General features: G+C 41.5%; 12 protein-coding genes. 5 read left to right on the top strand and 7 right to left on the bottom strand.

The window, feature by feature from the left end:
• Positions 1–110: 110 nt before the first annotated feature.
• Positions 111–1,340, top strand: a complete 1,230-nt coding sequence (gene odhB, locus ACYVM0_RS14695; protein WP_460558086.1) for a 2-oxoglutarate dehydrogenase complex dihydrolipoyllysine-residue succinyltransferase — start codon at positions 111–113, stop codon at positions 1,338–1,340.
• A gap of 62 nt (positions 1,341–1,402) precedes the next feature.
• Positions 1,403–2,596: an RsmB/NOP family class I SAM-dependent RNA methyltransferase gene (locus ACYVM0_RS14690; RefSeq protein ID WP_460558085.1), complete on the top strand. Its 1,194-nt coding sequence runs from the start codon at positions 1,403–1,405 to the stop codon at positions 2,594–2,596.
• Here ACYVM0_RS14690 and ACYVM0_RS14685 read toward each other — a convergent pair whose 3' ends face one another.
• Positions 2,597–4,996, bottom strand: a complete 2,400-nt coding sequence (locus ACYVM0_RS14685; RefSeq protein WP_460558084.1) for a S8 family serine peptidase — start codon at positions 4,994–4,996, stop codon at positions 2,597–2,599.
• A 297-nt stretch (positions 4,997–5,293) separates the two neighbouring features.
• Between ACYVM0_RS14685 and ACYVM0_RS14680 the strand changes: the two genes are divergently transcribed.
• Positions 5,294–5,632: an RNA recognition motif domain-containing protein gene (locus ACYVM0_RS14680; protein ID WP_460558083.1), complete on the top strand. Its 339-nt coding sequence runs from the start codon at positions 5,294–5,296 to the stop codon at positions 5,630–5,632.
• A gap of 137 nt (positions 5,633–5,769) precedes the next feature.
• Here ACYVM0_RS14680 and ACYVM0_RS14675 read toward each other — a convergent pair whose 3' ends face one another.
• Positions 5,770–6,765 (bottom strand): beta-ketoacyl-ACP synthase III, encoded by a 996-nt coding sequence (locus tag ACYVM0_RS14675; RefSeq protein WP_460558082.1) that lies wholly within the window; start codon positions 6,763–6,765, stop codon positions 5,770–5,772.
• Positions 6,766–6,960: 195 nt separating this feature from the next.
• Between ACYVM0_RS14675 and ruvA the strand changes: the two genes are divergently transcribed.
• Positions 6,961–7,545, top strand: coding sequence for a Holliday junction branch migration protein RuvA (gene ruvA, locus ACYVM0_RS14670; protein WP_460558081.1), 585 nt, complete (start codon positions 6,961–6,963; stop codon positions 7,543–7,545).
• A 73-nt stretch (positions 7,546–7,618) separates the two neighbouring features.
• Positions 7,619–14,821 carry a T9SS outer membrane translocon Sov/SprA gene (gene sov, locus ACYVM0_RS14665; RefSeq protein ID WP_460558080.1) on the top strand — a complete coding sequence of 2,401 codons (7,203 nt, stop codon included), beginning with the start codon at positions 7,619–7,621 and terminating at the stop codon, positions 14,819–14,821.
• A 295-nt stretch (positions 14,822–15,116) separates the two neighbouring features.
• Here the strand turns inward: sov and ACYVM0_RS14660 are convergent, their stop codons facing one another.
• The 5 genes from ACYVM0_RS14660 to ACYVM0_RS14640 all read right to left on the bottom strand — a co-directional run bounded on the left by ACYVM0_RS14660 (position 15,117) and on the right by ACYVM0_RS14640 (position 25,461).
• Positions 15,117–15,593 carry a hypothetical protein gene (locus ACYVM0_RS14660; RefSeq protein ID WP_460558079.1) on the bottom strand — a complete coding sequence of 159 codons (477 nt, stop codon included), beginning with the start codon at positions 15,591–15,593 and terminating at the stop codon, positions 15,117–15,119.
• Between the two features lie 174 nt (positions 15,594–15,767).
• Positions 15,768–16,529 (bottom strand): Rossmann-fold NAD(P)-binding domain-containing protein, encoded by a 762-nt coding sequence (locus tag ACYVM0_RS14655; RefSeq protein WP_460558078.1) that lies wholly within the window; start codon positions 16,527–16,529, stop codon positions 15,768–15,770.
• A 161-nt stretch (positions 16,530–16,690) separates the two neighbouring features.
• Complete coding sequence (locus ACYVM0_RS14650) at positions 16,691–20,011, bottom strand: PKD domain-containing protein (RefSeq protein WP_460558077.1); 3,321 nt, start codon at positions 20,009–20,011, stop codon at positions 16,691–16,693.
• 92 nt (positions 20,012–20,103) lie between these two features.
• Entirely contained in the window at positions 20,104–22,716 is a 2,613-nt protein-coding gene (locus ACYVM0_RS14645; RefSeq protein WP_460558076.1) for a PKD domain-containing protein, read from the bottom strand.
• A gap of 93 nt (positions 22,717–22,809) precedes the next feature.
• Complete coding sequence (locus ACYVM0_RS14640; RefSeq protein WP_460558075.1) at positions 22,810–25,461, bottom strand: PKD domain-containing protein; 2,652 nt, start codon at positions 25,459–25,461, stop codon at positions 22,810–22,812.
• Between the last annotated feature and the right edge of the window lie 18 nt (positions 25,462–25,479).

Raw genomic sequence — 25,479 nt, 5'->3', positions numbered from 1 at the left:
GTTGTGCAGCTTACAATAGCTGCACATTTATTTTTAACCATATTTCTGCAAATCAATTTCTATAATCCTTTATTTTCCCCGAAATTTGCACAACTCATAAAAATAAATAGATGGCAATCGACATAAAAGTTCCTACTGTAGGAGAAAGCATTAGCGAAGTAACTTTAGTGAAATGGCTTAAAAAAAATGGTGACTATGCCAACAGGGACGAAGTAATTGCAGAACTGGAAAGCGAAAAAGCCACTTTTGAATTGAATGCAGAGCAGGCCGGCACCATTAAAATAATTGCACAGGAAGGCGATACCTTGAAGATAGGAGATATTGTTTGCTCCATTGATACCGATGCAGCAAAACCGGAAGGCGCCGCTGCCGCTACAGAAAAGGCACCCGAAAAAGCAGCAGCAAAACCTGCTGAAGCGCCGAAATCTGAAATCATAAATCCCAAAGCTGAAACCGAAACCAAAGCTACTCCTGTAGCCGCAGCCATTATTGCCGATAAAAAAGTTGACGTTAAAACTGTTACCGCTACCGGCTCTAACGGAAAAATAGTGAAACAGGATGTATTGGAAGCATTGAGTAATCCCGGCCGAAAACCAGGCGTTGCTATGTTTGGCCGTACCGACAGGCCGGAAAAAATGAGCAATCTCCGCAAAACCATCAGCCGTCGTTTGGTGGAAGCAAAAAATACCACGGCAATGCTCACCACTTTTAACGAAGTGGATATGAGTGCCATAATGGAAATAAGAGCAAAGTATAAGGATAAATTTAAAGAAGGCCACGGGGTCAACCTGGGCTTTATGAGTTTCTTTACCAAAGCCTGTACCTATGCATTAATGGAATGGCCATCGGTAAATGCCTACATTGATGGCGAAAATATTATTTATCATGAGTACTGCGATATCTCCATTGCTGTAAGTGCCCCCAAAGGGTTGGTGGTACCGGTAATAAGAAATGCCGAAAGCCTGAGCATGGCCGAAATTGAAAAGAAAGTGGTAGAACTGGCCACCAAGGCAAAAGACAATAAACTGACCATAGAAGAAATGACCGGGGGAACCTTCACCATCACTAATGGCGGTATTTTCGGGTCGATGATGAGTACACCGATCATCAACATTCCGCAATCGGCTATTTTGGGTATGCATAATATTCTGCAAAGGCCAATGGCAGTTAATGGCCAGGTGGTAATTAAACCAATGATGTACCTGGCATTAAGCTACGATCACCGTATTATTGACGGCCGGGAATCGGTGAGTTTCCTGGTAAGGGTCAAAGAATTACTGGAAAATCCTGCATTATTATTATTTGGAAAAGATCCCGTAAAGAGTTTGCTGGAATTATAATATAAATAGAGTTTCAACGTTTTTAAGCCTGTTGTTTCGCAACAGGCTTTATTTTTGTACAAATGCGCTACCAATCCTATTTAAATACTAGCAAAAGATTACTTGAATTATACAAGGGAGAGGAACCTTTTGCCAGTTATTTAAAAAAGTTTTTTGCAGCCAATAAAAAATACGGTTCCAAAGACAGGAAATATATCGCTTCACTATGTTATGCATATTTCCGTTTAGGAAAAGCTGCCGCTACTGGTTCTGTTGAAGATAATATTTTAACGGGCTTGTTTTTAAGCGAAACCATTTACAATGAGGTCATCCATTTTTTTAAACCAGAGTGGGACGAGTGGATAGGAAAACCCCTGGAAGAAAAAATAGCGTTGATCAGTTTTTCAGCAAAAGAAATATTTCCTTTTAAAGAAGAATTAACAGCTGCAGTAAGCCATTCAAAATTCTGCGAATCTTTTTTACAACAACCCAAATTATTTTTACGGGTAAGGCCTAATAAAAAAAATATCGTTGTTCAGAAATTACAAAAAGCAAAAATCCCATTGGCCTTAATGGATGAAGATTGTATTGCATTATCCAATGCCACTAAGCTGGATGAGGTAATTGAAACCGACAGGGAAGCTGTGATACAGGATTATAATTCGCAGCAGGTATTTAATTTTTTAAAAGGTTTTGCAATCGGCAAGGCTGCAGTTACAGCCTGGGATTGTTGTGCGGCAAGTGGCGGTAAATCCATTTTATTATTTGATATTCTGAAAAAAAATATTGAGCTTACCGTATCTGATATCAGGCTGAGTATTCTGTTAAACCTGCACCAGCGGTTTAATAAAGCCGGTATAAAGAATTACAATTATTTTTTAGGAGACCTGAATACCCCCGGGTTTAAATTTCCTGCATTAACGGCAAAAGGCACGCAGGGTGTATTGCCATTGTATAATTACCAGCTGATTGTTTGCGATGCACCTTGTACAGGCAGCGGTACCTGGAGCCGTACACCCGAAAATCTTTTTTATTTTAAACCGGAAATTATTGCAGAGTTTACGCAGCGCCAAAAGCAGATAGTTACTAACGTAATACCTTACCTGCAAACAGAAGGGTTGTTTTTTTACATTACCTGTTCGGTATTTAAAGAAGAAAATGAAGAAGTGGCACACTTTATCAAAGAAAAATTCAACCTGCAGATACTGCACATGGAATTATTAAAAGGCTATGATATAAAGGCAGACTCTATGTTTGTAGCGGTATTTAAGAAATAATTACCGGTTCACTATTTGCTTCACGGCTTCTTTTTTATCATTTATAAATACAGCTACATAATAAACCCCCGACGCCATTTGCTTCATTGGTATGGAATAGGTTTGTGTACCTGCTGCCTGCTGCCCTGTGGTACTATATATTTTTTCTCCAAGCGTATTATAAATTATGAGCTCTGCTTTTATCCCATTTTTATTGGTAATAACCACTTTAAGTTTGTCACTCACCGGGTTAGGGGTGATAGTGATTTTATTAATAATTACAGGACAAAGCTGCGGGTCATTATTTACTGTTACCAATGCTGTATCCGAACAGCCGGAAGTATTAACAACAATCAAACGATAAATTCCTGCAACACTTACGGCAGAAGGAGTGGCGACAGGAGTACCGCTAATTGTCCATGAAGTGGTTAAACCTGTTGTGGTAAACAAAGTGGTTAAATTAAAACTGCTGTCTGTACATTTTGCAACCACTTTATCTGCACCAAGATTTGGCTTGGCAATAAAATTCAAGGTTACCAATGCGGTATCAGCACAACCCGAAGTATTGTTGCCGGTTAATTGATAAATGCCTGAAACATTCACTGCCGAAGGATTAGCCACAGTAATGGTATTCAGGGTCCATAAAGCAGTTAAACCAGCAGTGCTGTATAAAGTAGTTAAATTTAAACTGCTGTCGCTGCAGCGGGTGATTGATTTATCTGCACCAAAATTTGGCTTAGGCACAAAATTCACTGTTGCCGAATCTAAATAAAAGCTGGTATCGCTGGCAATATTCACTTTAAGCCTGTATTTAATAGTGGTGCTGGTAATTGTTGAAAGGTCATCATTATAGGTAAAATTTCTTGCTGCAAAAGCACCTGTTGAAGTAAGTGTATTGAGTGGTATATAATTAATATCAGAACTCAGTTTTCTTTCTACTACCAGACTGATAACAGAATCTGTTTTTACATTCCATTGCAGGTTGGTTTTGCAGTTGGATATAGCAACCTGTTGCGAATGCAATTGTTTGATCAGCATTACAAAGGCTTTCTTCATATCCGGTATGCCGTATCCCACCCGGTCATCAGGGTTTGCAGCCCTGGTAGCGGACTGTTGTAGTGTATTGATGATCGTCATGTTATTCACTTCGGGAAAAGCCTGCCATAAGCAGGTGCTCAATCCCGCCATATTAGGGCAGGCAAATGAAGTGCCATTGCCAAATGTGGGTTGGCCATTGGCACTGTTGGCAATTACTGCACCAACACCTACTGCTGCAACACTGGGTTTTACCTGTCCATCGCTGCTGGGCCCAAAACTGCTGAAACCGCCTACTACACCGTTGGTGGTTACAGCGCCAACCGCCATTACACTATCCGCATCGGCAGGCGTGATGATGTAGTGCCAGCTGCTGGTACCTTCATTACCTGCTGCAACCACTATCAGCATTCCTTTTTTGGCAGCCATATCCGCAGCCTTTGCAATTAAGGTGGTATTGCCATCCATATCAGCATAAGTGTGGTTGAACGCCGGGTTATCAAAAGTGAAATAACCTAATGAAGTTGAACAAACGTCTACGCCCAGGCTATCGGCTCTTTCAATGCCTGCTGCCCAGTTCTGTTCCTCTATCGGGTATTCTGAATTCACATCTTCGGTACGGTATAAATAAAAAGATGTTTTAGGTGCGGTACCCATAAATACGCCGGGCATATTAGCTGCAATTGTACTCAGGCAATTCATACCATGTGTATGATCTTCATCCACACTGGCATTGCCGGCAACAAAATCCCAGGTACCCAGCACCTGGTTATTATTTCGTATACTGTCAAACGTGGGTAAACTTAAGTAATGATAAAAACCTGCGTCCAGCATCGCCATTTGCATACCTTCTCCCCTGAAACCCCGGTTGTGTAAAAACTCTCCGTTATGCAAATGCACCTGGCCGAATGACTGTCCGTAACTGTAATAATCACTTATTGTGTTTTGCGGCAGGTGATCACCGGGAGCAAAATTGCCGGTAGCGTCCAATTGTTTATTTACCGGCACTTCTGCAGGTTGTATCAATGCCGCAATGGGATTGGTGCTGATAACAAATGGAAAACTGCTGATCTTGTTCAGTGCATTAACATCCGTTGTTTGTATCGCCACCTGGTTCAGCCATTTGCTGCTGTTAAGAATGGTAACAGCACCTGCCAGGCGTATGCTATCAATATACCTTGGTGTTATCGGCAGATCCGAGGAATCGATGGCTACAGCATACCTGGTACGCCGTTGAATAGCACGGTTGGTAAGATAAGCCGAAGGATTGCTGAGTGAATAGGGGTTGGTGCCTTTATCTTTAAAACGAACGATAAAACGGGAGGATTGGCAAAAGCTATAGTTGGAGAAAAAGATAACCAATAAAAGTAAAAGTATTCTTTTCATAGATTGCAGTTAGGATACAAATATAGCTAATAAGTAAAGAATTTCCATTGCGTAAAGCCCTCCGAAGAATTAGTATTAACTGTTAAAACTCAGGCTGGTAAAGCTTCCACAAAAAATAAATGCCTTGTTGTGGGCTTATTAGTGTATGTTTGCACTGTATTATCGTATTTAGTTCAAAGTATTATTGATAGATTCTATTTTTCAAATTTTCTCACCACAATAGTTTTCCCGTCTTTATAGTTTGCTTTCTCCTTAATGCAAAGGCATTTAATTTATTTAATTTTTAATTTTTTTATCATGAACATTTATGTTTCAAATTTAAGTTTCAACACATCTGATACAGAATTATCAGATCTTTTTTCAAAATTTGGTGAAGTATCTTCAGCTAAAGTAATTACAGACAGGGAAACAGGCAGAAGCCGTGGTTTTGGATTTGTAGAAATGGGTAACGACGAAGAAGGTAAAGCTGCAATGGCTGGCCTTAACAACAAAGAAGTAGAAGGACGTGCAATGTCAGTTTCTGTTGCTAAAGAAAGAGAAGCAAGAACCGGCGGCGGTGGTTACGGCGGCGGCGGAAGTCGTGGCGGTGGTGGTTATTCTAACAACCGCGGTGGCGGTGGTGGAAGCAGGTGGTAATATGTAATATCACATTCAACCTATTATAAAATAAAGCCTCTGATTAATCAGAGGCTTTATTTATTATGTATGATTTGTGATTTCATTATAATCTATCACAATACTTATATCATAAATCTAAAATCCTATATCCAAAATCAACTATTATAAGCCCACTTCAGCCACGTCGCTCCCCAGGTAAACCCGCCACCAAAAGCAGCTAAAATAATATTATCACCCTTCTTCAATTGCTTTTCCCAATCCCACAAACAAAGCGGTAAAGTACCCGCCGTGGTATTGCCATATTTCTGAATATTGATCATCACTTTTTCCCTGGGTAAACTCATGCGGTTGGCGGTAGCATCAATAATCCTCAGGTTGGCCTGGTGCGGTACCAGCCAGGCAATATCATCAGCAGTTAAATTATTACGTTCCATCAGTTCGTAACTAACATCAGCCATGCCTTTTACGGCAAATTTAAAAACCGCCTGGCCTTCCTGGTAAGCATAATGTTCTTTGGCCAACACGCTTTCCATACTTGCAGGCTTTACGGATCCACCTGCCTTCATGTGTAAATATTTGCTGCCGCTGCCATCGCTTTTTAATATACTATCTAAAACCCCACAGCCTTCTTCATTAGGTTCTAATAATACCGCACCGGCACCATCACCAAAAATAATACAGGTGGTCCTGTCGCTATAATCAATAATACTGCTCATTTTATCTACCCCAACCACCACTACTTTTTTATAGCGGCCACTTTCAATAAAACTGGCACCTGTGGTAAGCGCAAACAAAAAGCCGGAGCAGGCAGCGCCAATATCAAATCCAAATGCATTAACAGCCCCAATCTTATCGCATACTATGTTGGCCGTGGCAGGAAAAACCATATCAGGCGTCACCGTTGCGCAAATCAGGCATTCAATTTCGCCGGGGTCAATGCCTCTTTTTTTACACAATTCCAACACAGCAGGCACCGCCATATCGCTGCTGCCAAGGCCTTCGCCTTTTAATATTCTTCTTTCTTCAATACCTGTACGGGAGCGTATCCACTCATCATTGGTATCCACCATGGTTTCCAGTTCTTTGTTGGTAAGCCTGTATTCGGGTACATATCCGCCAACAGCGCTGATAGCAGCAGTAATTTTTTGCATGTAAATCGGGAGTTTGTTTAATCGGTTCTGTTTTATTGGTTTCTGAACGATAAAAGTACATAAAAAATAGCTATTGCTATTTTAACAACGATGCTCACAAATTATTCCTATTTTCGCTATGTAAAACTAAACAAAGGCGCTCATTGTAATAAAGTGCTGCATTTTAACTAAGAACTATTAACTGAGAACTGATTAATGTACGCATATTTACAAGGAAAATTTACCGATAAAACACCGGCACAGGTATATGTAGATGTTAACGGTGTGGGATATGAAGTAAATATCAGCCTCAATACGTATTCGCATATTCAAAACCTTAATGAAGGTAAGTTGTATACGCACCTGCAGGTAAAAGAAGATGCTCATGTATTGTTTGGCTTTTTTGAGAAATCGGAAAAGGAAATGTTTTTATTATTAATAGGCATTTCCGGGGTGGGAGCAGCTACTGCAAGGATGATGCTGTCCTCCTTAAAACCCGAAGAAGTAAGCAGGGCAATCATTCAAAGCAACGTTAAGTTGCTGGAAAGCGTCAAAGGAATAGGAAAGAAGACTGCCGAACGTTTGGTACTGGAGCTCAAAGACAAACTGGGCAAGCAGTCTTTAAACGAAAGTATTTCACCCAATTGGGGCAATAGTTTGGAACAGGATGCGTTAAATGCCTTAGTTGCACTAGGTATATCAAGGCAACAGGCAGAGCAATCCATCCAAAAAGTTATCCTGAACGAACCATCTGTATCTAAATTAGAAGATTTAATTAAAAAAGCCTTAAAAACCATTTGACAGAACTCTACGTTAATTGATTTACCGGATGTTGCTTATAAGAAAATTTTTTCCGAACATAATCTGCTGTGGGGTGCTGTCAGTAATGGGGGCACTATTTGCTGTAAATAAGGCTGCCGCTCAGGATTCATTACATTATCCTATCCACGACAGGAGAGGAGACCCCGTTTCTGACCCTAAAAAAAATACACTCGATCTCAGGAATCCATCTAACCTGAGGGATTCTGTAGTATACGATCCAAAGACCAAAAGATATACCGTGTATGAAAAAGTGGGTAATAAATATTACCGCACACCCACCACTTATTCATCCGAAGAATACTGGAAACTGCGTGGCAGGCAGATGGAAATAGAATATTTTCAAAAAAGAGCCAACACTACCACTATACTTAACCGGGGTAAAATAAAACCCAAGCTGTCTATCTATGACAATTTATTCAACCGCTTATTTGGTAACGGCAAAATTAATATTACCCCACAAGGTAATGTGGGCATCACTGCAGGGTACCAGGGCCAGAATATTAAAAACCCTACTTTACCTGAAGCCGCAAGAAAAAACGGCGGCTTCGATTTTGACCAGCAGATACAATTAAATGTAAATGCTGATATCGGTGGTAAATTAAAATTCCCGATCAATTATAATAACCTGGCCAATTTCGGGCAGGATAACCAGTTGAAATTAGACTATACCGGCCTGGATGATGAGATCATCAAACGTTTTGAACTCGGTTCTGTTTCTTTCCCCAGCAGAAGCACATTAATACCGGGTGCACAGCAATTATTTGGTATCAAAACACAATTACAATTCGGTAAACTTTTTGTTACGGCTGTTTTAGCTAACCAAAAATCACAAAGGCAAACGGCCAATTTACAAGGCAATACTTCATCACAGTTATTTGAAGTAAAAGCAGATGAATACGAAGAAAACCGCCACTTCCTGGCAGCACAATATTTCAGGGCCAATTACAATAAAGTAATGTCTACCATCCCTGCAGTAACTGCCCCCATCAAAATATTAAGGATGGAAGTTTGGGTAACCAATAAAACCGGCGCCACTGTAGAAACAAGGGATGTGGTGGGTTTAGCCAACCTGGGCGAAGATGGTAACCTGGTAAATCCAGGAATACCTACTAATGGTTCAAATGCTTTGTATTCAAGCATTATTTCTAATGCCAGCAATCGTAACCCCTCATCAGTGTACAATAACCTGATAAGCCTGGGCCTGCAACCGGTACAGGATTTTGAAAAAACCTATGCCCGTAAATTAGATTCTACCCAATACACTTTTCACCCTTCGGTGGGTTTTATTTCTTTAAGCCAGCCTTTACAAACAGATGAAGTACTGGCAGTGGCCTATCAATATTCCTATGCCGGAAAAATCTTCCAGGTGGGTGAATTTTCGCAGGATCTTCCTCCGGATAGTGCATCAGCTACTCAAAAAATACTATTCTTAAAATTGCTTAAAGCCACTTCGCAGCGCCCTAACTTACCGATATGGAATTTAATGCTGAAGAATGTGTATGCTATTGGTTATGGTACACTAACACCAACAGATTTTAAACTGGATGTATTGTACCAGGAGCCGGGCCTGGGTTTAAAAAGATATGTGCCTTTTGGAAATAAAAATGCCGGTTTCCCTATTATTTCACTGATCAATTTAGACCGGCTGAATAACCAGGGCGACCCACAACCCGATGGTGTATTTGATTACGTGGATGGATACACGGTATTTCCGCAATTCAGCAGGGTAATGTTCCCGGTGCTGGAACCGTTTGGGAGAGACCTTGCGCAGGGCATTTATACTAATCCCAATTCGGCTACCATAAAAGATACTTTGTATTATGCTTTATATGATTCCATAAAAGCGGTGGCACAGCAGTACCCTAACCTTAACCGCTTTGTATTAAAAGGATCGGCAAAAATTTCAGGTTCTTCTGATATCAGCATTGGCTATAATATTCCCCGTGGTTCGGTTACTGTAACTGCAGGAGGAAGAACCTTACTGGAGGGTGTGGACTATGATATTAACTACGACCTGGGAACTATAAAGATTATTAATACCGCCATCATTAATGCAGGCTTACCCGTACAGGTGAATTATGAAAATAACGCCGGTTATGGGTTGCAGACAAGAAATTACACCGGCTTAAGATTTGATTATAATGCTAAAAATACCGCTAAAGAACAACTTTCTTTTGGAGGTACATTAGTGCGCCTGGGCGAAAGGCCCTTCTTCAATAAAACCAATATTGGCGAAGATCCTATCCGTAATACCATGTATGGCCTGGATGTGAATTACCGCAAAGAAACTCCACGTATTACCAAGTTGCTGGATAAGCTGCCATTTTACTCTACCACAGCACCGTCTTCAATAAATGTATTTGCCGAAGGTGCCGCTTTAAAGCCAGGCCATGCGCCGCAAATTGGTAAAGGGTCTAATGGTACTTCTTACCTGGATGATTTTGAAAGCAGCAAATCCGGTATCGACCTGCGTTTTCCGCAAAATATATGGACATTGGCTTCTACTCCGCAGGGAGCTACAGATGCTTCAGGTAATCCTAAATTCCCTGAAGCTGCCTTAAATGATAATATTGATTATGGTAAAAACAGGAGTAAAATAGCCTGGTACCAGATTGAACAAACCTTACAGCAGTACAGGGGAAGTAATAACCCATTGGGTGGTGATCCTATCGAATTAAGTGACCCGAGGGTTCGCCAGGTATATCAGAAAGAGATCTTCCCTCAGCGTACCACCGGCTTTGGCGAAAGCTTTCTGCAAACTTTTGATCTGTCTTATTACCCTACCGATAAAGGGCCTTATAACTACGATGATGTAAACGTTACAGCAAATGGTAAGTTAACACAACCCAAACAACGCTGGGGTGGTTTGATGCGTAGCCTTGATCAGACCGATTTTGAAACCAGTAATATTGAGTTTGTGGAATTCTGGTTGCAGGATCCTTATATCAATTCAGAAAAAAGGCCAGCTGCCGATGCTTCTACAGGTGGTAAACTCTATTTTAACTTTGGTAATGTATCGGAAGATATTTTAAAAGATGGTAAAAGATTTTATGAGAATGGTCTAAGCACACCCAATGCACCTGCACCGGTAGATAATACCAACTGGGGCCGTGTGCCACGTAATCCTATACAGGTAACTAATGCTTTCAGTAACAATCCTGATGACAGGGTATACCAGGACGTTGGTTTGGATGGATTGGATGACACAGCTGAAGTAAATAAACGCAGCGCTTACCTTAACCAGTTAAGAACCAGTTTTGGCGCCGGGTCAAAAGCTTATCTGGATGCCTTGAAAGATCCGTCAAGCGATAACTACCAGAATTACAGGGGCGATAATTTTGATCAGCAGGGTACAGGTATCCTTGGGCGTTATAAAAATTACAATAGTCCCCAGGGTAATTCGCCTATCGCCGATAATAACAGCACATTTACATCTGCCGCTACTTTATACCCCGATGCAGAAGACCTGAACCGGGATAATACACTCAATCAAACCGAAGAGTATTTTCAATATATAGTTGATATTAAGCCCGCCAACCAGATGAATGTGGGGAGCAATTTTATTGTAGATAAAAAAGTAGTGAGCGTAAGCCTTGCAACAGGTAAAAGCAGGAATGAAACCTGGTACCAGTTCCGTATACCGTTAGACGAGTACAACAAAAAAGTAGGTAATATCCCCGATTTTAAATCTATACGCTTTGTGAGGATGTTCCTTACAGATTTTGATGATAGCGTTACATTGCGTTTTGGTGAATTGCAGTTAACAAGAAATACCTGGCGTAATTTTAATAACAAGATCGATAATTCGGGCCAGTATGCGCCGGTACCTAATCCTGGTACAGTATTTACAGTAGGTGCTGTTAATATTGAAGAAAACGATAAACGTTTGCCACTGCCTTACCGTACGCCAAGAGAAATTGAACGCCAGCAAACATTAAGCAGCAATGGTGTAAACCTGTTGCAGAATGAACAAAGTATGAGCCTGCAGTTTTGTAATTTGGTTAAAGACGATGCCAGGGGTGTTTTTCAAACCTTCCCCAATAAGGATCTGCGGCAGTATAAGAAAATAGCCATGTACATACATGCAGAAAAAAAGAACAAGCTTACCACATTAAATGATAAAGACCTTACTGCAGTTATTCGTATAGGAACAGATTTTGTAAACAACTACTACCAGATAAGGATACCATTGAATTTAACCAGCCTGGATGTTGCAAGCATGGATCCCAACTCTAATGCTTATAACGATACTTTATGGCTGGGGTCAAATTCCCTGGATGTTAACCTGCAGGACCTGATAAAATTAAAACAAAACCGTAACGCAGATCCTGCTGCATTGATAACAAAAATATACCGCAAAACACAGGCTAACGGTCAGGAATACGCGGTAATCGGCAGCCCTAACCTTGCAGAAGTAAGAGGCCTTTTGATCAGCGTGGAAAACTCTAATCAGTCAGCAGGTGCCTGCGGCGAAATGTGGGTAAACGAATTGCGTTTAATATCACTTGATGAAAGTGGTGGCTACGCAGCATTGGGAAGGGTGGATATGAATCTTGCAGACCTTGGTACATTATCTTTATCAGGTAATATACATACCGCTGGTTTTGGTACTTTGGAGCAAAGGGTAAATGAAAGGTACAGGGATAATTTTTCGCAGTTTGATGTATCAACCACATTGGAACTGGGTAAACTATTACCTAAGAAAGCTGCGGTATCTATCCCGGTTTTTGCCAGCTATTCGCAGTCTGTAAGTAAACCACAGTATGATCCGTATGACATGGATATTAAGCTGAACGACAAATTAAAAGCAGCTAAGGATAAAGCAACAAGAGACTCGATAAGAAATGATGCGATAGATTTCACTTCTACCACTACAGTCAATTTTACCAACGTACGTAAAAACAGGACGGGTAACAAAAAGCCTAAAATTTACGATATCTCCAATATTGATGTTAGCTATTCCTACCTCAATACTAAAAGGCATAATCCTTTAATAGAAAGTGATGAGGTAACCAAACATCATGGTGGCATCGGTTACCTGTTTAATCCGCAGCCGAAATATATAGAGCCATTTAAAAGGATATTTAAAAAAACAAAAACACATTGGTTCGACCTGGTGAAGGATTTTAATGTGAACCTTATTCCTTCTACCTTAAGTTTCAGGGCAGATATCAACCGCCAGTTTGGTGCTATAAGACCAAGAAGCGTGGGTGCATCAAAATACGCTATCCCCGAAACCTACGACAAGTATTTTATCTTCCAGAGAGATTATATTTTGCGCTGGAACTTTACCCGGTCACTGAATTTCGATCTTACAGCTACCAACAATTCAAGAATTGACGAACCTGCAGGAAGGTTGGATAACAAACAAAAGAAAGACAGTGTTTGGAAAAACTTTATGAAGGGTGGTAGAAATACTTTGTACAGGCACACAGCTAATTTTACCTATACTTTACCTACGGCCAAATTTCCTTTACTGGACTGGACAACCGTTAACGTTAGTTACCAGGCTACTTACGGATGGATCGGTGCATCACGCCTGGCTGTAAACCTGGGTAACATTATAGAAAATGGCCAGCAAAGAGAAGGAACGGCTCAATTAGATTTTACCCGTTTGTATCAAAAGTCTAAATGGTTACGCCAGCTGGAGCAACCATCTAATAAAGATGACAGGGAAAAATGGAGGAACAGGATACAAAAAGTAAAAGACACCGTGACTTTAAAAAGCGGCAAAAAAGTTATTAAAACACGTAAAATAATTGACAGAACTGCAGTGCCTTATGTTGGCGGTGTAGAAAAAGTATTCGGTAAATTATTAACCAGCATTAAACAGGTAGGCGCTACCATTTCTGAAAATGCCAACACCCGTTTGCCGGGTTATGCAGACAGCACTAAATATTTGGGGCAGAACTGGAAGAGCATGGCACCCGGAGTAGACTTTATATTAGGGCGTCAACCAGATACTACGTGGCTGAATAATGCCGCACAAAAAGGATTGATAACAAAAGACACTACTTTCAACTCCTTGTTTACGCAAAACTTTAACCAGACCATTACGCTTACAGCACAGGTAGAACCGGTAAAAGACCTGACCATTTCTGTGAATCTGAAAAAGACCTTCAATAAAAATTATTCAGAAACGTTCCGCTACGCAGACACGAGCGGTGGTACCAATTATAAATTCGGTCACCTCAACCCTTATGCAGGGGGAGGTTTTGATATCAGCTATATCTCTTACAAAACCTTATTCGGCAAATTCGATCCTAACAGGGTTTCTGAAACCTTCAGGAAATTCCAGGATTACCGTTTAATATTATCACAACGTTTGGGTAATGCCAATCCTTACAGTAAAGCACAAGGTACCGGTGCCGATGGTTATTACTATGGTTACGGAAGATATGCAGTTGACGTGTTGGTGCCCGCATTCATTGCGGCATACACGGGTAAAGATCCTAACTCCGTAGCGTTGATCAAACAAAGCAATCCTAATATCAGGTCTAATCCTTTCAGGGCAATTTTGCCAAAGCCCAATTGGAAAGTGGATTATAACGGATTGAGCAGGGTGAAAGGATTGGAAAAAATATTTACCAACTTCTCTTTATCACATGGCTACATTGGTAACCTGAGCATGAATGGATTTACTTCGGCATTACTGTACCAGGATGTTTCAAGATATGGGTACCCGTCTTTTTACGATACCTTATCTAAAAACTTTATTCCTTATTTCTTAGTGCCTAATATTTCAATCGGCGAGCAATTTGCACCGCTACTAGGCGTGGATATGATGTTCACGAACCAGATGCAGTTTAAATTTGAATATGCCAAATCAAGGCAGTTGAGTTTAAGCCTTATCGATTTTCAATTAAGTGAAGTACGCAGTTCAGAATTTAGTATAGGGGCCGGCTACAGGAAAAGAGGCATGAAATTATTAGGAGGTTTAACCCTGCCTAAATTCCTGCAAAGTAAAAAGCCCAATGCCAGCAAAACCAAACTGGAAAATGAGATCAATTTCCGTTTAGACTTTAAGATAAGAGACAACGTAACTGCTAACAGCCGCTTAGACCAGGATAATAATTTTGCAACCGGTGGTAGTAAAGAGATCACCATTAATCCAACGGTTGATTATTACCTGAGCAACAGGGTACAGATCAAGTTCTACTTTGAGCAGCGCAGGGTAATTCCTTACATTTCTTCCAGTGCGCCTATTACCAACACAAGGGCAGGGGTGCAGGTGAACGTGTCGTTAGCGCAATAGGCAATAATATTTCAAATGAATATTTTTAGTCCTCATCATTTTTGGTGGGGACTTTTTAATTAGCCCACAGATTTCGCAGAAGTAAGGAATTAATAATTATTACCTCTGTGCTCTCTATCACTCCGCATGCTAATTCAATCCAATTTGATTGGCTAAAAATTTAAGGCAGTAACACGAAGTGCAGCTATTGTAAATTATAAACCTTTCTGCGCCTTCTGCGGGCCACATCCCCTGAATACAAAAGAGTCCCGCATTATACAGGACTCTTTTAAATTATAACCAAGCAAAAAACAACTTACTTAACTTTTTTCAGCAGCATTACGTAGCCGCATAAATTCTTCTTCTTTTTATTTACCTGAACAGGCTTCATCATATGGTATTCAGAAAATTTAGGTATGTAAGAATAACTGATCACATTACCATCCACATCGCCCCACATCTTTTTCTGGTATACCACCTGCTTTTCGTTCCAGTCAAACATTCTTACTTCGTATAATTTAGAGGTAATATCTCCTATAAATACAAACTGGTACCAACTGCCTTCTGTAAGCGGAACAATTACCGGCATTTCGTATTCACTTTCCATTTCCATGGATGCCTCTTTAACTACAATAAAACCTTGCTTTGCCAATTCCTGTTTAACGCTATCGGCCTGGTGGGCAATAGCCGGACTGGAGCATGGTTGCTGGCGTATCACATCCTGGGCATCGGCTTGCGAAGCGGTTAAAAAAATGGAAAAAATAATGGTGGATAAGGTTATAAGGCGTTTCATTGGTCTTTCGCTTAAGTAATAGGATAATACAATTTACAACTTCTGCCCCGGTTTTCATAATTTTTTTATTGAACCGAGTTCAGTTGCCTCATGAACGCTAATTATAAAGCCAATATTGTGCCACGGAAGTTAAATAAAATATATCCTTTTTATAAATATATTTTAACAGCTAATCTATTGATTTCTATTGAAGTAAAAGGCATCGGCCTGTTGCGTGGGAGTGATTACTAAATCATTGATACACACATGAGCCGGCAGGTGGCAACAGTAAAATATGGTTTCGGCAATATCTGCACCTGTAAGCGGGGTAATGCCGTTGTAGGTAGCTGCTGCGGTAGAAGCATCTCCTTTATATCGTACTAAAGAAAATTCAGTTTCCACAGCACCCGGATGAATACCGGTTACTTTAATATTATGTTTTAAAAGATCGATACGCATGGCCCTGTTTAAGGCATCTACCGCAAACTTGCTGGCGCAATAGCCATTGCCTTTTTCATACACTTCTTTACCTGCAACAGAACCCATATTCACAATATGCCCTTTTTTTTGAGCGATCATAAAAGGCAATACGGCCCTGGTAACATACAACAAGCCATGCACATTGGTATTCAGCATGGTTTCCCAATCGTTCATATCGGCATCTTCAAAACTATCCCTGCCCAGCGCAAGCCCGGCATTATTAATCAGTATAGAAATAGTTTGCCATGCTGCAGGCAAATTACTGATAGCTGCAAATACAGCCGCTTTATCCTGCACATCAAAGCAAAGCGGTAATACCGAAACCTGGTAAGCAGATTCCAGTTCAGCTTTTAAGGTTTCAAGCCTGTCTTTCCTTCTTCCGGTAATAATAAGATCATGCCTGGCAGCCGCAAACTTTTCAGCGCAGGCTTTTCCTATGCCGGATGTGGCACCGGTAATTAATACGATATTATTCATGCTTGCAAATTACGCAGCAACGGGTTAATAAAAAAGTAGTGTTTAAGGTTGAATTTGTCTAACATAACGCAAGTGCGTTTTTATTGAACATTGAGTATTGTATGTTGAACATTGAACATTTCATTTCGGCTGCGTATTCCGCGGCATCTGTGGGCCATTTCTTACTGCCTTATCAGCACAGCATACCCTTTCTTCTTCTTCACTTCTCCTTTGTAAGTTACCCCTTCTGCCATCCATACAAATGTTGCAGGGTCTTGACCCTTACCACCATAAATGCCATCCCATCCCTTCCCTATTTCGGTAGTGCTGTACACCAGGTTACCAAATCTGTTATATACCCTGAAATAGCGCAGCTCTTTCATGCCCAGTAAAATGGGCCTTAAGATATCATTGTTACCATCACCATTAGGCGTAAATGCAGTAGGCACATACATATCGGGATCTACTTTAAACACATGCACCAGTATACTATCGGTGCCAATGCAACCACCAGCCGATGTTGCGGTAACCACATATAAAATATCGCTTTGTGGCAGAGAAACGGGATTTCGTATGGCAGGGTTATTCAGCCAGGTGACAGGGCTCCACAAATACGTAACACCGCCGGCAGCATTTAAAGCTAAAGGTTCGCCCAATACCACGCTGGTATCTCTTGGCCCGGCATTGGCAATTACTTTGGGATACACATTTACCCAAACTGTATCTCTTACAGGTTTAGGACAACCCAGTGTATCCGTAACCGCTACAATATAGCGTATAGAAGCAGCTGGATTTATGGAACGTGGATTGGCAATATTGCGGTTGTTTAAAAAAGTAGCCGGCGTCCATAAATAACTGCTGCCGCCTGAAGCAATCAGCTGTGCAGAAAAGCCTGGGCATATTGAAGCATCCGGCCCTGCATTGGCAGCAGGGTAAGGCACCACTTTTATGGTTACATCATCCTGGCTCTGGCATTTGCCGATATTGGCTACCACATGATAGGTAATGGTAGTAAGAGGTAAAGTAAAAGGACGTTTTAACGTATCAAAATTTAAATAAGTTGCGGGACTCCATTTATAGTGCAGGGCATCACTTTGCGTTGTGAGTAAAAAACCATCGGTCTGGCAAATGGTGGTATCATTGCCTGCAAAAAGTGTTACATGATCTTTTACATCCACAAAAACAGTATCATCGCTATGGCAGCCGAAAGCATCTGTTAACCGTACAAAATATTTTGTGGGCACATCCGGGCTTACCAGCGGACTGGGCACTGTGGTGCTGCTGATCATATAATTGGGGCTCCAGGTATAATTGCCAATACCCGTAGTAGTGAGTTGCAAAGTATCGGTATTGCAGATCAGCGTATCGTTCAATACTGTAAGTGGCGGCGAAGGTTGAACGGTTACAATTAAACTGTCGTTCCTGGTTTTGGGGCAACCGTTAACGCCAACTGTTACCGTGTAAATAGTAGTAACACCCGGAGATGCCACAGGATTGGCAATATTGGGATTGCTCAAACCCGTTGCAGGCGACCAGCTATACGTGTCGCCCCCACTCGCTGTTAATTGCGTGGATTGCTGCCCGGTACAAATAACCGGGCTTGGCCCTGCATTGGGTACCGCCAAAGGCTTTACGGTAATTATTTTACTGGCAGTGGCCACACAATTTTTGCCCCAGGTAGTGGCAAGAATATAATTGGTGGTTGATGCAGGAAAAACTCTTGTTGTTCCGTTTGTGGGAGATGCTACCGTTGCCACCGGGCTCCATTGCCAGCTTACATTGGGGGCATAATTACTGGTACCCGTTAAGGTTATGGTGTCTTCTTCGCAAATGGGGCTGGGGCCGGTAAAGGCATTGGTAAGATCGAATTTGGGCGTGACCGTTACCGAATCTTTGCTGCTGCAACCGGCTAAATTGGTAAGTGTGGCATAATATGTTGTGGTACTGGAGGGAAATACGGTTGGTGTTGCCGTATTGGCCCCGATAATATTGGTGTTGGGCAGCCAGTTAAAACTACCCGTACCTGTTCCCGTTAGTTGAATAGAATCCAGTCCGCAGTAAATGGTATCGGCAGGAAAAACATCAACTATGGGAAGATCGGAGATGGTTATTGGCCTGGTGATGGAATCAATACAGCCCTTACTGTTGGTAACCACCAGTTTTACATTATAAGTAGCGCCTGGTGGTGGATAAGTATAAGTTGGATTGGGGAAAATACTGGTATCCGCCAGTGTGGTAAGGTCTCCAAAATCCCATCGCCAGCTGTTTACCGTGCCATAAGTGGTTTTGGAAGTGTCGTTAAATTGAATGGGTTGCCCCACACAAAGTATTGGCGAAGCTTTAAAGCCCGGAACAAAACCGGGGAATACACTTAATGGTTTTATGATGGAATCGGTGCATTGGCCGGCAATGGAAACTCTTAGTTTGATATTAAAAATGCCTGCGGTAGTAAAAGTGTGTGTGGGTACCTGCAAAGTGGAAGTATCTGCAGTACCACTGGCAGGGTCACCAAAATTCCAGAAAAATGTTGTTGGGTTACCTGAACTGGCTTCATGAAAAGTTACTGTAAAACCATCGCAGGTAATGGGGTTAAAGTTAGGGATTGCAGTTAGTGGAACGCAACCCGATACTTCAACAATCAAATCTTTTCTATGTACGGTTATTAAAACGCCATCTCGATAAACAGATGCACAAACACAAATAACATATTTACCTACTCCGGGTGCTATACCAGATATAATCCCGGTACTTGAATTTATAGTAACCTGGCTACCCATTGGACTAGAAGAAGTATAAGGTGCAATGTATGTAACTGCTCCATATGGCGGAGCCACAGGGTCTTGAAAATCAGCCAAAGTGGCCGGCCCTCCATTAAAGGCATCGCAAAAATTATAAACTAATGAATCACCGGCGTCAGGATCTGTTGCGCTAAAATCTAATGTAAATGGTGAATTTTCGCAAATTGCTGAGATTGGTAATTTATATGCTGGAGAATTATCGATTTGTGGTCTTGGTAAAACGTTTAAACCAGGAATGGTACAACCATAGTTTGCACCTTGATTTGGATTAACGTTATTTGAATTTTGTCTGCTGTAGGTTTGAAAAGCAACAGTATAACCAGTATTGTTATCAGTTAATTCAATGATAAAAGAATATGTTTTATAAGTGTAATCTAGTTGCGGCGGCGGTTGAATACATGGCGAAACTATTATTGGAACATTTAAAGCTCCGGAGAAATCTTCTACAGCTGCCCAATTACTATTTGCAGCCGGACCTAATACCTTAGAACCATTATCATTATTAAAAACACCAACAATATATTGAGAAATGAAAGTTGCTCCTGTAGGACCTCTTAAAAGTAAAAGTTTTATTCTGTATTGTTTCGAATTAGGAGAACTGCCTGGCCCTATATATTCGTAACGCATTTCACCACCAATAAGATGTGTTGCAAAAACACTTAGTAGTGAAAAAGTAAAAAAACAAACAAGTAGAATCTTCTTCATAAAAGTACCTGGCGTATCTGGTAGGCGTTAAAACTAACAAAAAACGCTGTCTTTTCAAAGGAGACAGCGTTGTAAACTATAAACATTTTGGGTTACCGTATCAACACCACGTAACCTTTCTTCTTAATTTTTGTACCCTTATAGTCGGTGCCTTCGGCGTACCATACATACGTGGCGGGATCTTGTCCCTTGCCGCCGTAAGTGCCATCCCAGCCTTTTTGGGCATCGCTGCCACTGTACATTAATTGGCCCCAGCGGTTGTATACACGGAAGAGGTCTAAAGATTTCATACCAATAATAATGGGTCGGAAATAATCGTTACTGCCATCGCCATTGGGCGTAAAGCCACTGGGTACATAAATACCGGCATCCAGTTTAAATAAATGTACCCTGATGCTATCGTAATCAAAACAACCGGCATCGTTGCTCACTTTTACAATGTATTCAATATCTGCCTGTGGCAAACTTACCGGGTTGGAAATACCAATATTGGTAAGCCATTGCGCCGGGCTCCATAAATAATGAGTGCTGCCGGTAGCCTGCAATAACAAAGGCTGGTTCAATACTACAGATGTATCTCTCGGCCCTGCATCGGCTTTTATTTTTGCAACAAATACCACCACTGTATCTCTCACAGGTTTGGGGCAACCCAGTGTATCTGTAACCGTTACTATGTATTTTATATTGGCTGTCGGGTTAACAGAAACGGGATTATAAATTAACCGGTTATTTAAAAATGCTGCCGGCGTCCACGAATAGGAGCTTCCACCGCTGGCACTCAGCTGCGCCGATTTACCAAAGCAAATGGTCTGATCAGCACCGGCATCGGCATCGGGGTAAGGCACTACTTTTACCCTGATAGTACTTTGCGCTACACATTTACCAATACTGCCCACTACAGAATAAGTGGTATTGTTTAGCGGCGTAGCCGTTGGATTTTTTATGTTAGGATTATTTAAGGTATTGCCTGCCGGAAATTCCGTCCACTGGTAATAGAGGGCATCACTAAGCAGGTTGAGCACCACGCCATCTGTTTTGCAAATAGTGGTATCATTGGGCGCAAACTGGGTAACCTGGCTTACCACACTTACTTTAACCGAATCGGAACCCACACAACCATAAGGATCGGTAAGGGTTACATGATAAGTGGTGGTAACATCCGGACTAACCAATGGATTACTGATATTGATATTGCTGATATTGTAATTGGGATTCCATACAAAAGAACCGGTGCCGATTGCGTTGAGTTGTAAAGTATCAACTATACAGATTAAGGTGTCGTTGGGTACAGCAAGCGCAGGTTTGTCAGTAATTAAAATTGTTTTAAGAACTGTATCTATGCAGCCTACGCTGGAAGATACAATTAGTTGAACATTATAACTATTAGAGCTTACATAAGTATGTGTCGGGTTTTTTATTGTAGATGTGTTGGTCGCTGAACCAATTTCCCCAAAATTCCAACTCCAATTGTTTATGGTGCCATATGTAGCAGTGCTAATGTCATTAAATTGAATAGGTGTGTTTTTGCATTGACCGGTTACTGTAAAATCCGGATTAAAACCCGGGAAGAGTTTTAATTGTTTTGTTACAGAATCAACGCAATTAGCAGAACCAGTTATAGATAATTTAACGTTGTAAATGCCGGCTGCGGTAAAAGTATGTGTTGGGGTCTGAGCGTTAGATGTGTTTGCAGCACCACTAGCAGGGTCGCCAAAATCCCAGGAATAAATACTCGGATTACCTGAACTGGCTTCTGTGAAAGTAACAGTAAGACTTTCGCAATTAATAGGAGCAAAGGTCGGGTTCGCAGCAAGTGGTGTACAAGTGTTTACTGCCACAATTAAATCTTTTCTATGAGTGCCGATATATTGCTTGTTTTTATACTCAGATACACAAACGCACAAAACGTATTTACCCGATGACGGGGCTATACCGGAAATGATACCGGTTCGTGAATTGATTGTTACCTGCGACCCCATTGGAGAACTTCCCGTATATGGGGGTACATAATTTACTGAGCCATATGGCGGGCCAACCGGGTTCTGAAAATCTCCTGCATCAGCAGCTCCTCCATTATAGGCATTACAGAAAGTATAAACTAAAGAATCTCCATCTGCATCAGTGGCACTAAAATCAAGGTTGAATGGCGAATTTGCACAAATCACCGAAATGGGTAATTTATATTTGGGGCAATTATCTGTTAGTGGTGATGGCAATGTACTTAACCCCGGAACAACACAGCTATATGTTGCACCCTGATTAGTAACTATGTTAAATGAATTCTGGCGACTAAAAGTTTGAAAGGCAACAGTGTAACCTAAATTATTATTAGGCAGCTCAATTGTGAAAGAATAAGTCTTATAAGTGTAAAGTAAAGTGGTGTCACCGGTAATACACGGAGATACGGTAATGGGCACGGGCAATTTCCCTGAGAAATCTTCAATTGCAAGCCAATTACTATTATTGGCAGAACCTGGAATTTTTTGGCCATTATCATTATTGAATACACCAACTACATATTGATTTATTAAATCAGCCCCCCCTGCATCTCCTTTTAAAAGTAATAACCTTATTCGATATTGTTTGGAATTTGGTGACGAACCAGGTCCGATATATTCATACCGCATTTCGCCACCAATTATATGTGTAGCAAAAACAGTAAAAGCAGAAAATGAAAGTATTGTTATAAGTAAGTATTTCTTCATACACAACTCTATAGTATATCAGACCTAAAAATAATGCAAAACGCTGTCTTTTCAGTAAAGACAGCGTTTTAAAACGTTAAAACAACATTATTATTACCGTAACAACATTACATATCCCTTCTTCTTTATTTTATTATTCTTATAATCTGTACCCTCGGCATACCACACATACGTAGAAGTTTCCTGTTTTTTACCTCCCAGGCTGCCGTCCCAGCCCGGGGCACCGGTGCTGCTGTATACCAGTTGTCCCCAGCGGTTAAATACTTTAAACAGGTCCAGTGAGCGCATGCCAATCAATATCGGGTGAAAATAATCGTTGTTGCCATCACCATTGGGGGTAAAGGCATTGGGCACATAAATGCCGGCATCCAGTTTAAAAAGGTGTACCGTAATACTGTCGTAATCAAAGCAGCCGGCATCGTTACTCACTTTTACAATGTAGCGGATATCGCTTTGCGGCAAAGCAACAGGGTTGGCAATGCCGGGGTTGCTGAGCCATTGCGCCGGGCTCCACAAATAATGCGTACTACCGGAGGCGTTTAATACCAGGGGCTGGTCCAGCACTACCGAAGTATCAGAAGGGCCGGCATCAGCTTTTATTTTGGCCACAAAAACAATTACAGTGTCTCTGCCGGGCTTGGGGCAACCCAGGGTATCAGTTATGGATACCACGTATTTTGTATTGGCAGTAGGGTTTGTAACAGTGGGATCAGCAATCAGCCGGTTATTTAAGTATGCGGCCGGGCTCCAGGAATAGGAACTGCCGCCGCTGGCAAAAAGTTGCGTTGAATTGCCAAGGCAAATAGTTTGGTCGGCACCGGCATTAGCTGCCGGGTAGGGCACTGCTTTTATAGTAATGCTGCTTTGTGCAATACATTTACCAATACTGCCCACTACATTGTATGTGGTATTGGTAACAGGGGTAGCAATGGGATTTTTTATATTTGGATTACTGAGCGTATTGCCAGCCGGACTTTCCGTCCATTGATAGGTAAGGGCATCACTGACTAAATGTAAAACTATGTCATCAGTTGTGCAGATGGTGGTATCATTGGGCGCCAGCTGCGATACCTGGCTCACCACATTTACCTTTACAGAATCTTTTGCAATGCAACCTATATCATCAGTAAGGGTTACACGATAAGTAGTAGTTACATCAGGACTCACTAACGGGCTGCTGCTGTTTACACTGCTGATATTATAATTGGGCGACCATGAAAAAGTGCCTGTGCCAATAGCATTCAGTTGTACGGTATCAATGGTACACATCAAAGTATCATGGGTAAGGCTTAAAGACGGACCGCTGGTGATGAGGATTGTTTTCAGTACGGTATCAGTGCAACCTTTATTATTGGCAACAATAAAACGAATATCATAACTGTTGGCAGCGCTGTACACATGCGTGGGATTTTGTTGCGAAGAAATATTATTGCCGGTAGCAGCATTAAAATCGCCAAAATTCCAATACCAGAAATTTACATTACCATAGGTGGAAGTAGTGAGGTCGGTAAATTGTACAGGTGCATTGGCGCATTTGTTTTCCAGTTTAAAATCGGGTTTAAAAACAGGGTACACTTTCACGATAGATGTAGTGGAATCGGAACAGGAAAGCCCCCTGTTGACCACTAATTTCAATACATAATCTCCCGGGCCGCTATAGGTATGCGAGGGAAACTGCAGATCAGAAGTATTATTTACCCCGCTGGCAGGGTCACCAAATTCCCAGTAAAAACTTTGTATGATATTACCCGTAATACCATTGCTGAAGCTCATGTCAAAATCGTCGCAGCTGTAATACTCCGGTTCCAGTAATGCTTTGGAAGAAACGCAGTCGGCCACTTCAATATGCAGTGATTTTCTTACTTCGCCTCTTTTAATGGTAGTGCCTTTAATAAATTCGGTCACCGTAACAGTCAGTACATATACTCCTGATGCATCCGGTGCAATACCGCTTACCATGCCGGTATAGGGATTGATCTTTACGGTTTTTCCCAATGGCTCACTGCCTGTATATGGCGCCTGGTATTCTGCTGAATTATAAGGTGGCGGAAGTGATACCTCGTTAGCACAGCTACCACCGGTGCCGCCATCGGGCGTGCCGGCATAGGCATTGGTAAATGCGTAGCTTAAAGAATCATTATTAAGATCGATCGCTCCGAAATTGTAAGTAAAATAATTGCCCCTGCAAATAATGGCGGTATCATTCTGGGGAAAACGGGCGCTTGAATTGGTGGGGCATAATGGGCTGGCAGCATTGCCTGGAATATTCACCGTCCAGGTATCTCCCACAACAAACGTGGGTTGCTTAAGATTGATTATACCCGAAATGCGGCAGCAGCGCTGGTAAGAAATGGTGTAGCCATAAGCCGTAATGGGCAATTCTTTGATAAACTCGTAGGTAGTTATTTTGTAGCAAATGGGCGCCGGCAAAGGGCTTACGCAAGGGTGGCATTCGGCAGTAGGGCAATTACGCATATTTACCGAATCGGGAGAGCCGATCACCTGCCGCTCCAGCAGCGAATTGCTGGCCGCACTAAAAATGCTGATGACCACAGTAGGGCAATATTGCGCCGGGTTATCTAAAACACATTTGGTGTATATCTTAAGGGTAATTCTGTAGCGGGCACTATTGGGGCTGCTGCCCGGGCCTAAATAAGTATAATACATCCATCCGCCCTTGGTATGTTCGGCCATTGCCGTATAAGCCATCACAATAAAAAGCAATGAAGTAAAAAGCTTTCTCATTAACACTGAATTATTGTA

The organism is Ferruginibacter profundus (assembly GCF_054783275.1).
Note: the sequence above shows the minus strand (reverse complement) of the source record. Positions and strands in the feature narration are given on the sequence as shown.

Coding starts and splice junctions, on each gene's coding strand:
- ACYVM0_RS14660 (WP_460558079.1), bottom strand. CDS start 15,593: ATGAAACGCCTTATAACCTTATCCACCATTATTTTTTCCATTTTTTTA.
- odhB (WP_460558086.1), top strand. CDS start 111: ATGGCAATCGACATAAAAGTTCCTACTGTAGGAGAAAGCATTAGCGAA.
- ACYVM0_RS14650 (WP_460558077.1), bottom strand. CDS start 20,011: ATGAAGAAGATTCTACTTGTTTGTTTTTTTACTTTTTCACTACTAAGT.
- ACYVM0_RS14655 (WP_460558078.1), bottom strand. CDS start 16,529: ATGAATAATATCGTATTAATTACCGGTGCCACATCCGGCATAGGAAAA.
- ACYVM0_RS14675 (WP_460558082.1), bottom strand. CDS start 6,765: ATGCAAAAAATTACTGCTGCTATCAGCGCTGTTGGCGGATATGTACCC.
- ACYVM0_RS14685 (WP_460558084.1), bottom strand. CDS start 4,996: ATGAAAAGAATACTTTTACTTTTATTGGTTATCTTTTTCTCCAACTAT.
- ACYVM0_RS14645 (WP_460558076.1), bottom strand. CDS start 22,716: ATGAAGAAATACTTACTTATAACAATACTTTCATTTTCTGCTTTTACT.
- ruvA (WP_460558081.1), top strand. CDS start 6,961: ATGTACGCATATTTACAAGGAAAATTTACCGATAAAACACCGGCACAG.
- ACYVM0_RS14680 (WP_460558083.1), top strand. CDS start 5,294: ATGAACATTTATGTTTCAAATTTAAGTTTCAACACATCTGATACAGAA.
- ACYVM0_RS14690 (WP_460558085.1), top strand. CDS start 1,403: ATGCGCTACCAATCCTATTTAAATACTAGCAAAAGATTACTTGAATTA.
- ACYVM0_RS14640 (WP_460558075.1), bottom strand. CDS start 25,461: ATGAGAAAGCTTTTTACTTCATTGCTTTTTATTGTGATGGCTTATACG.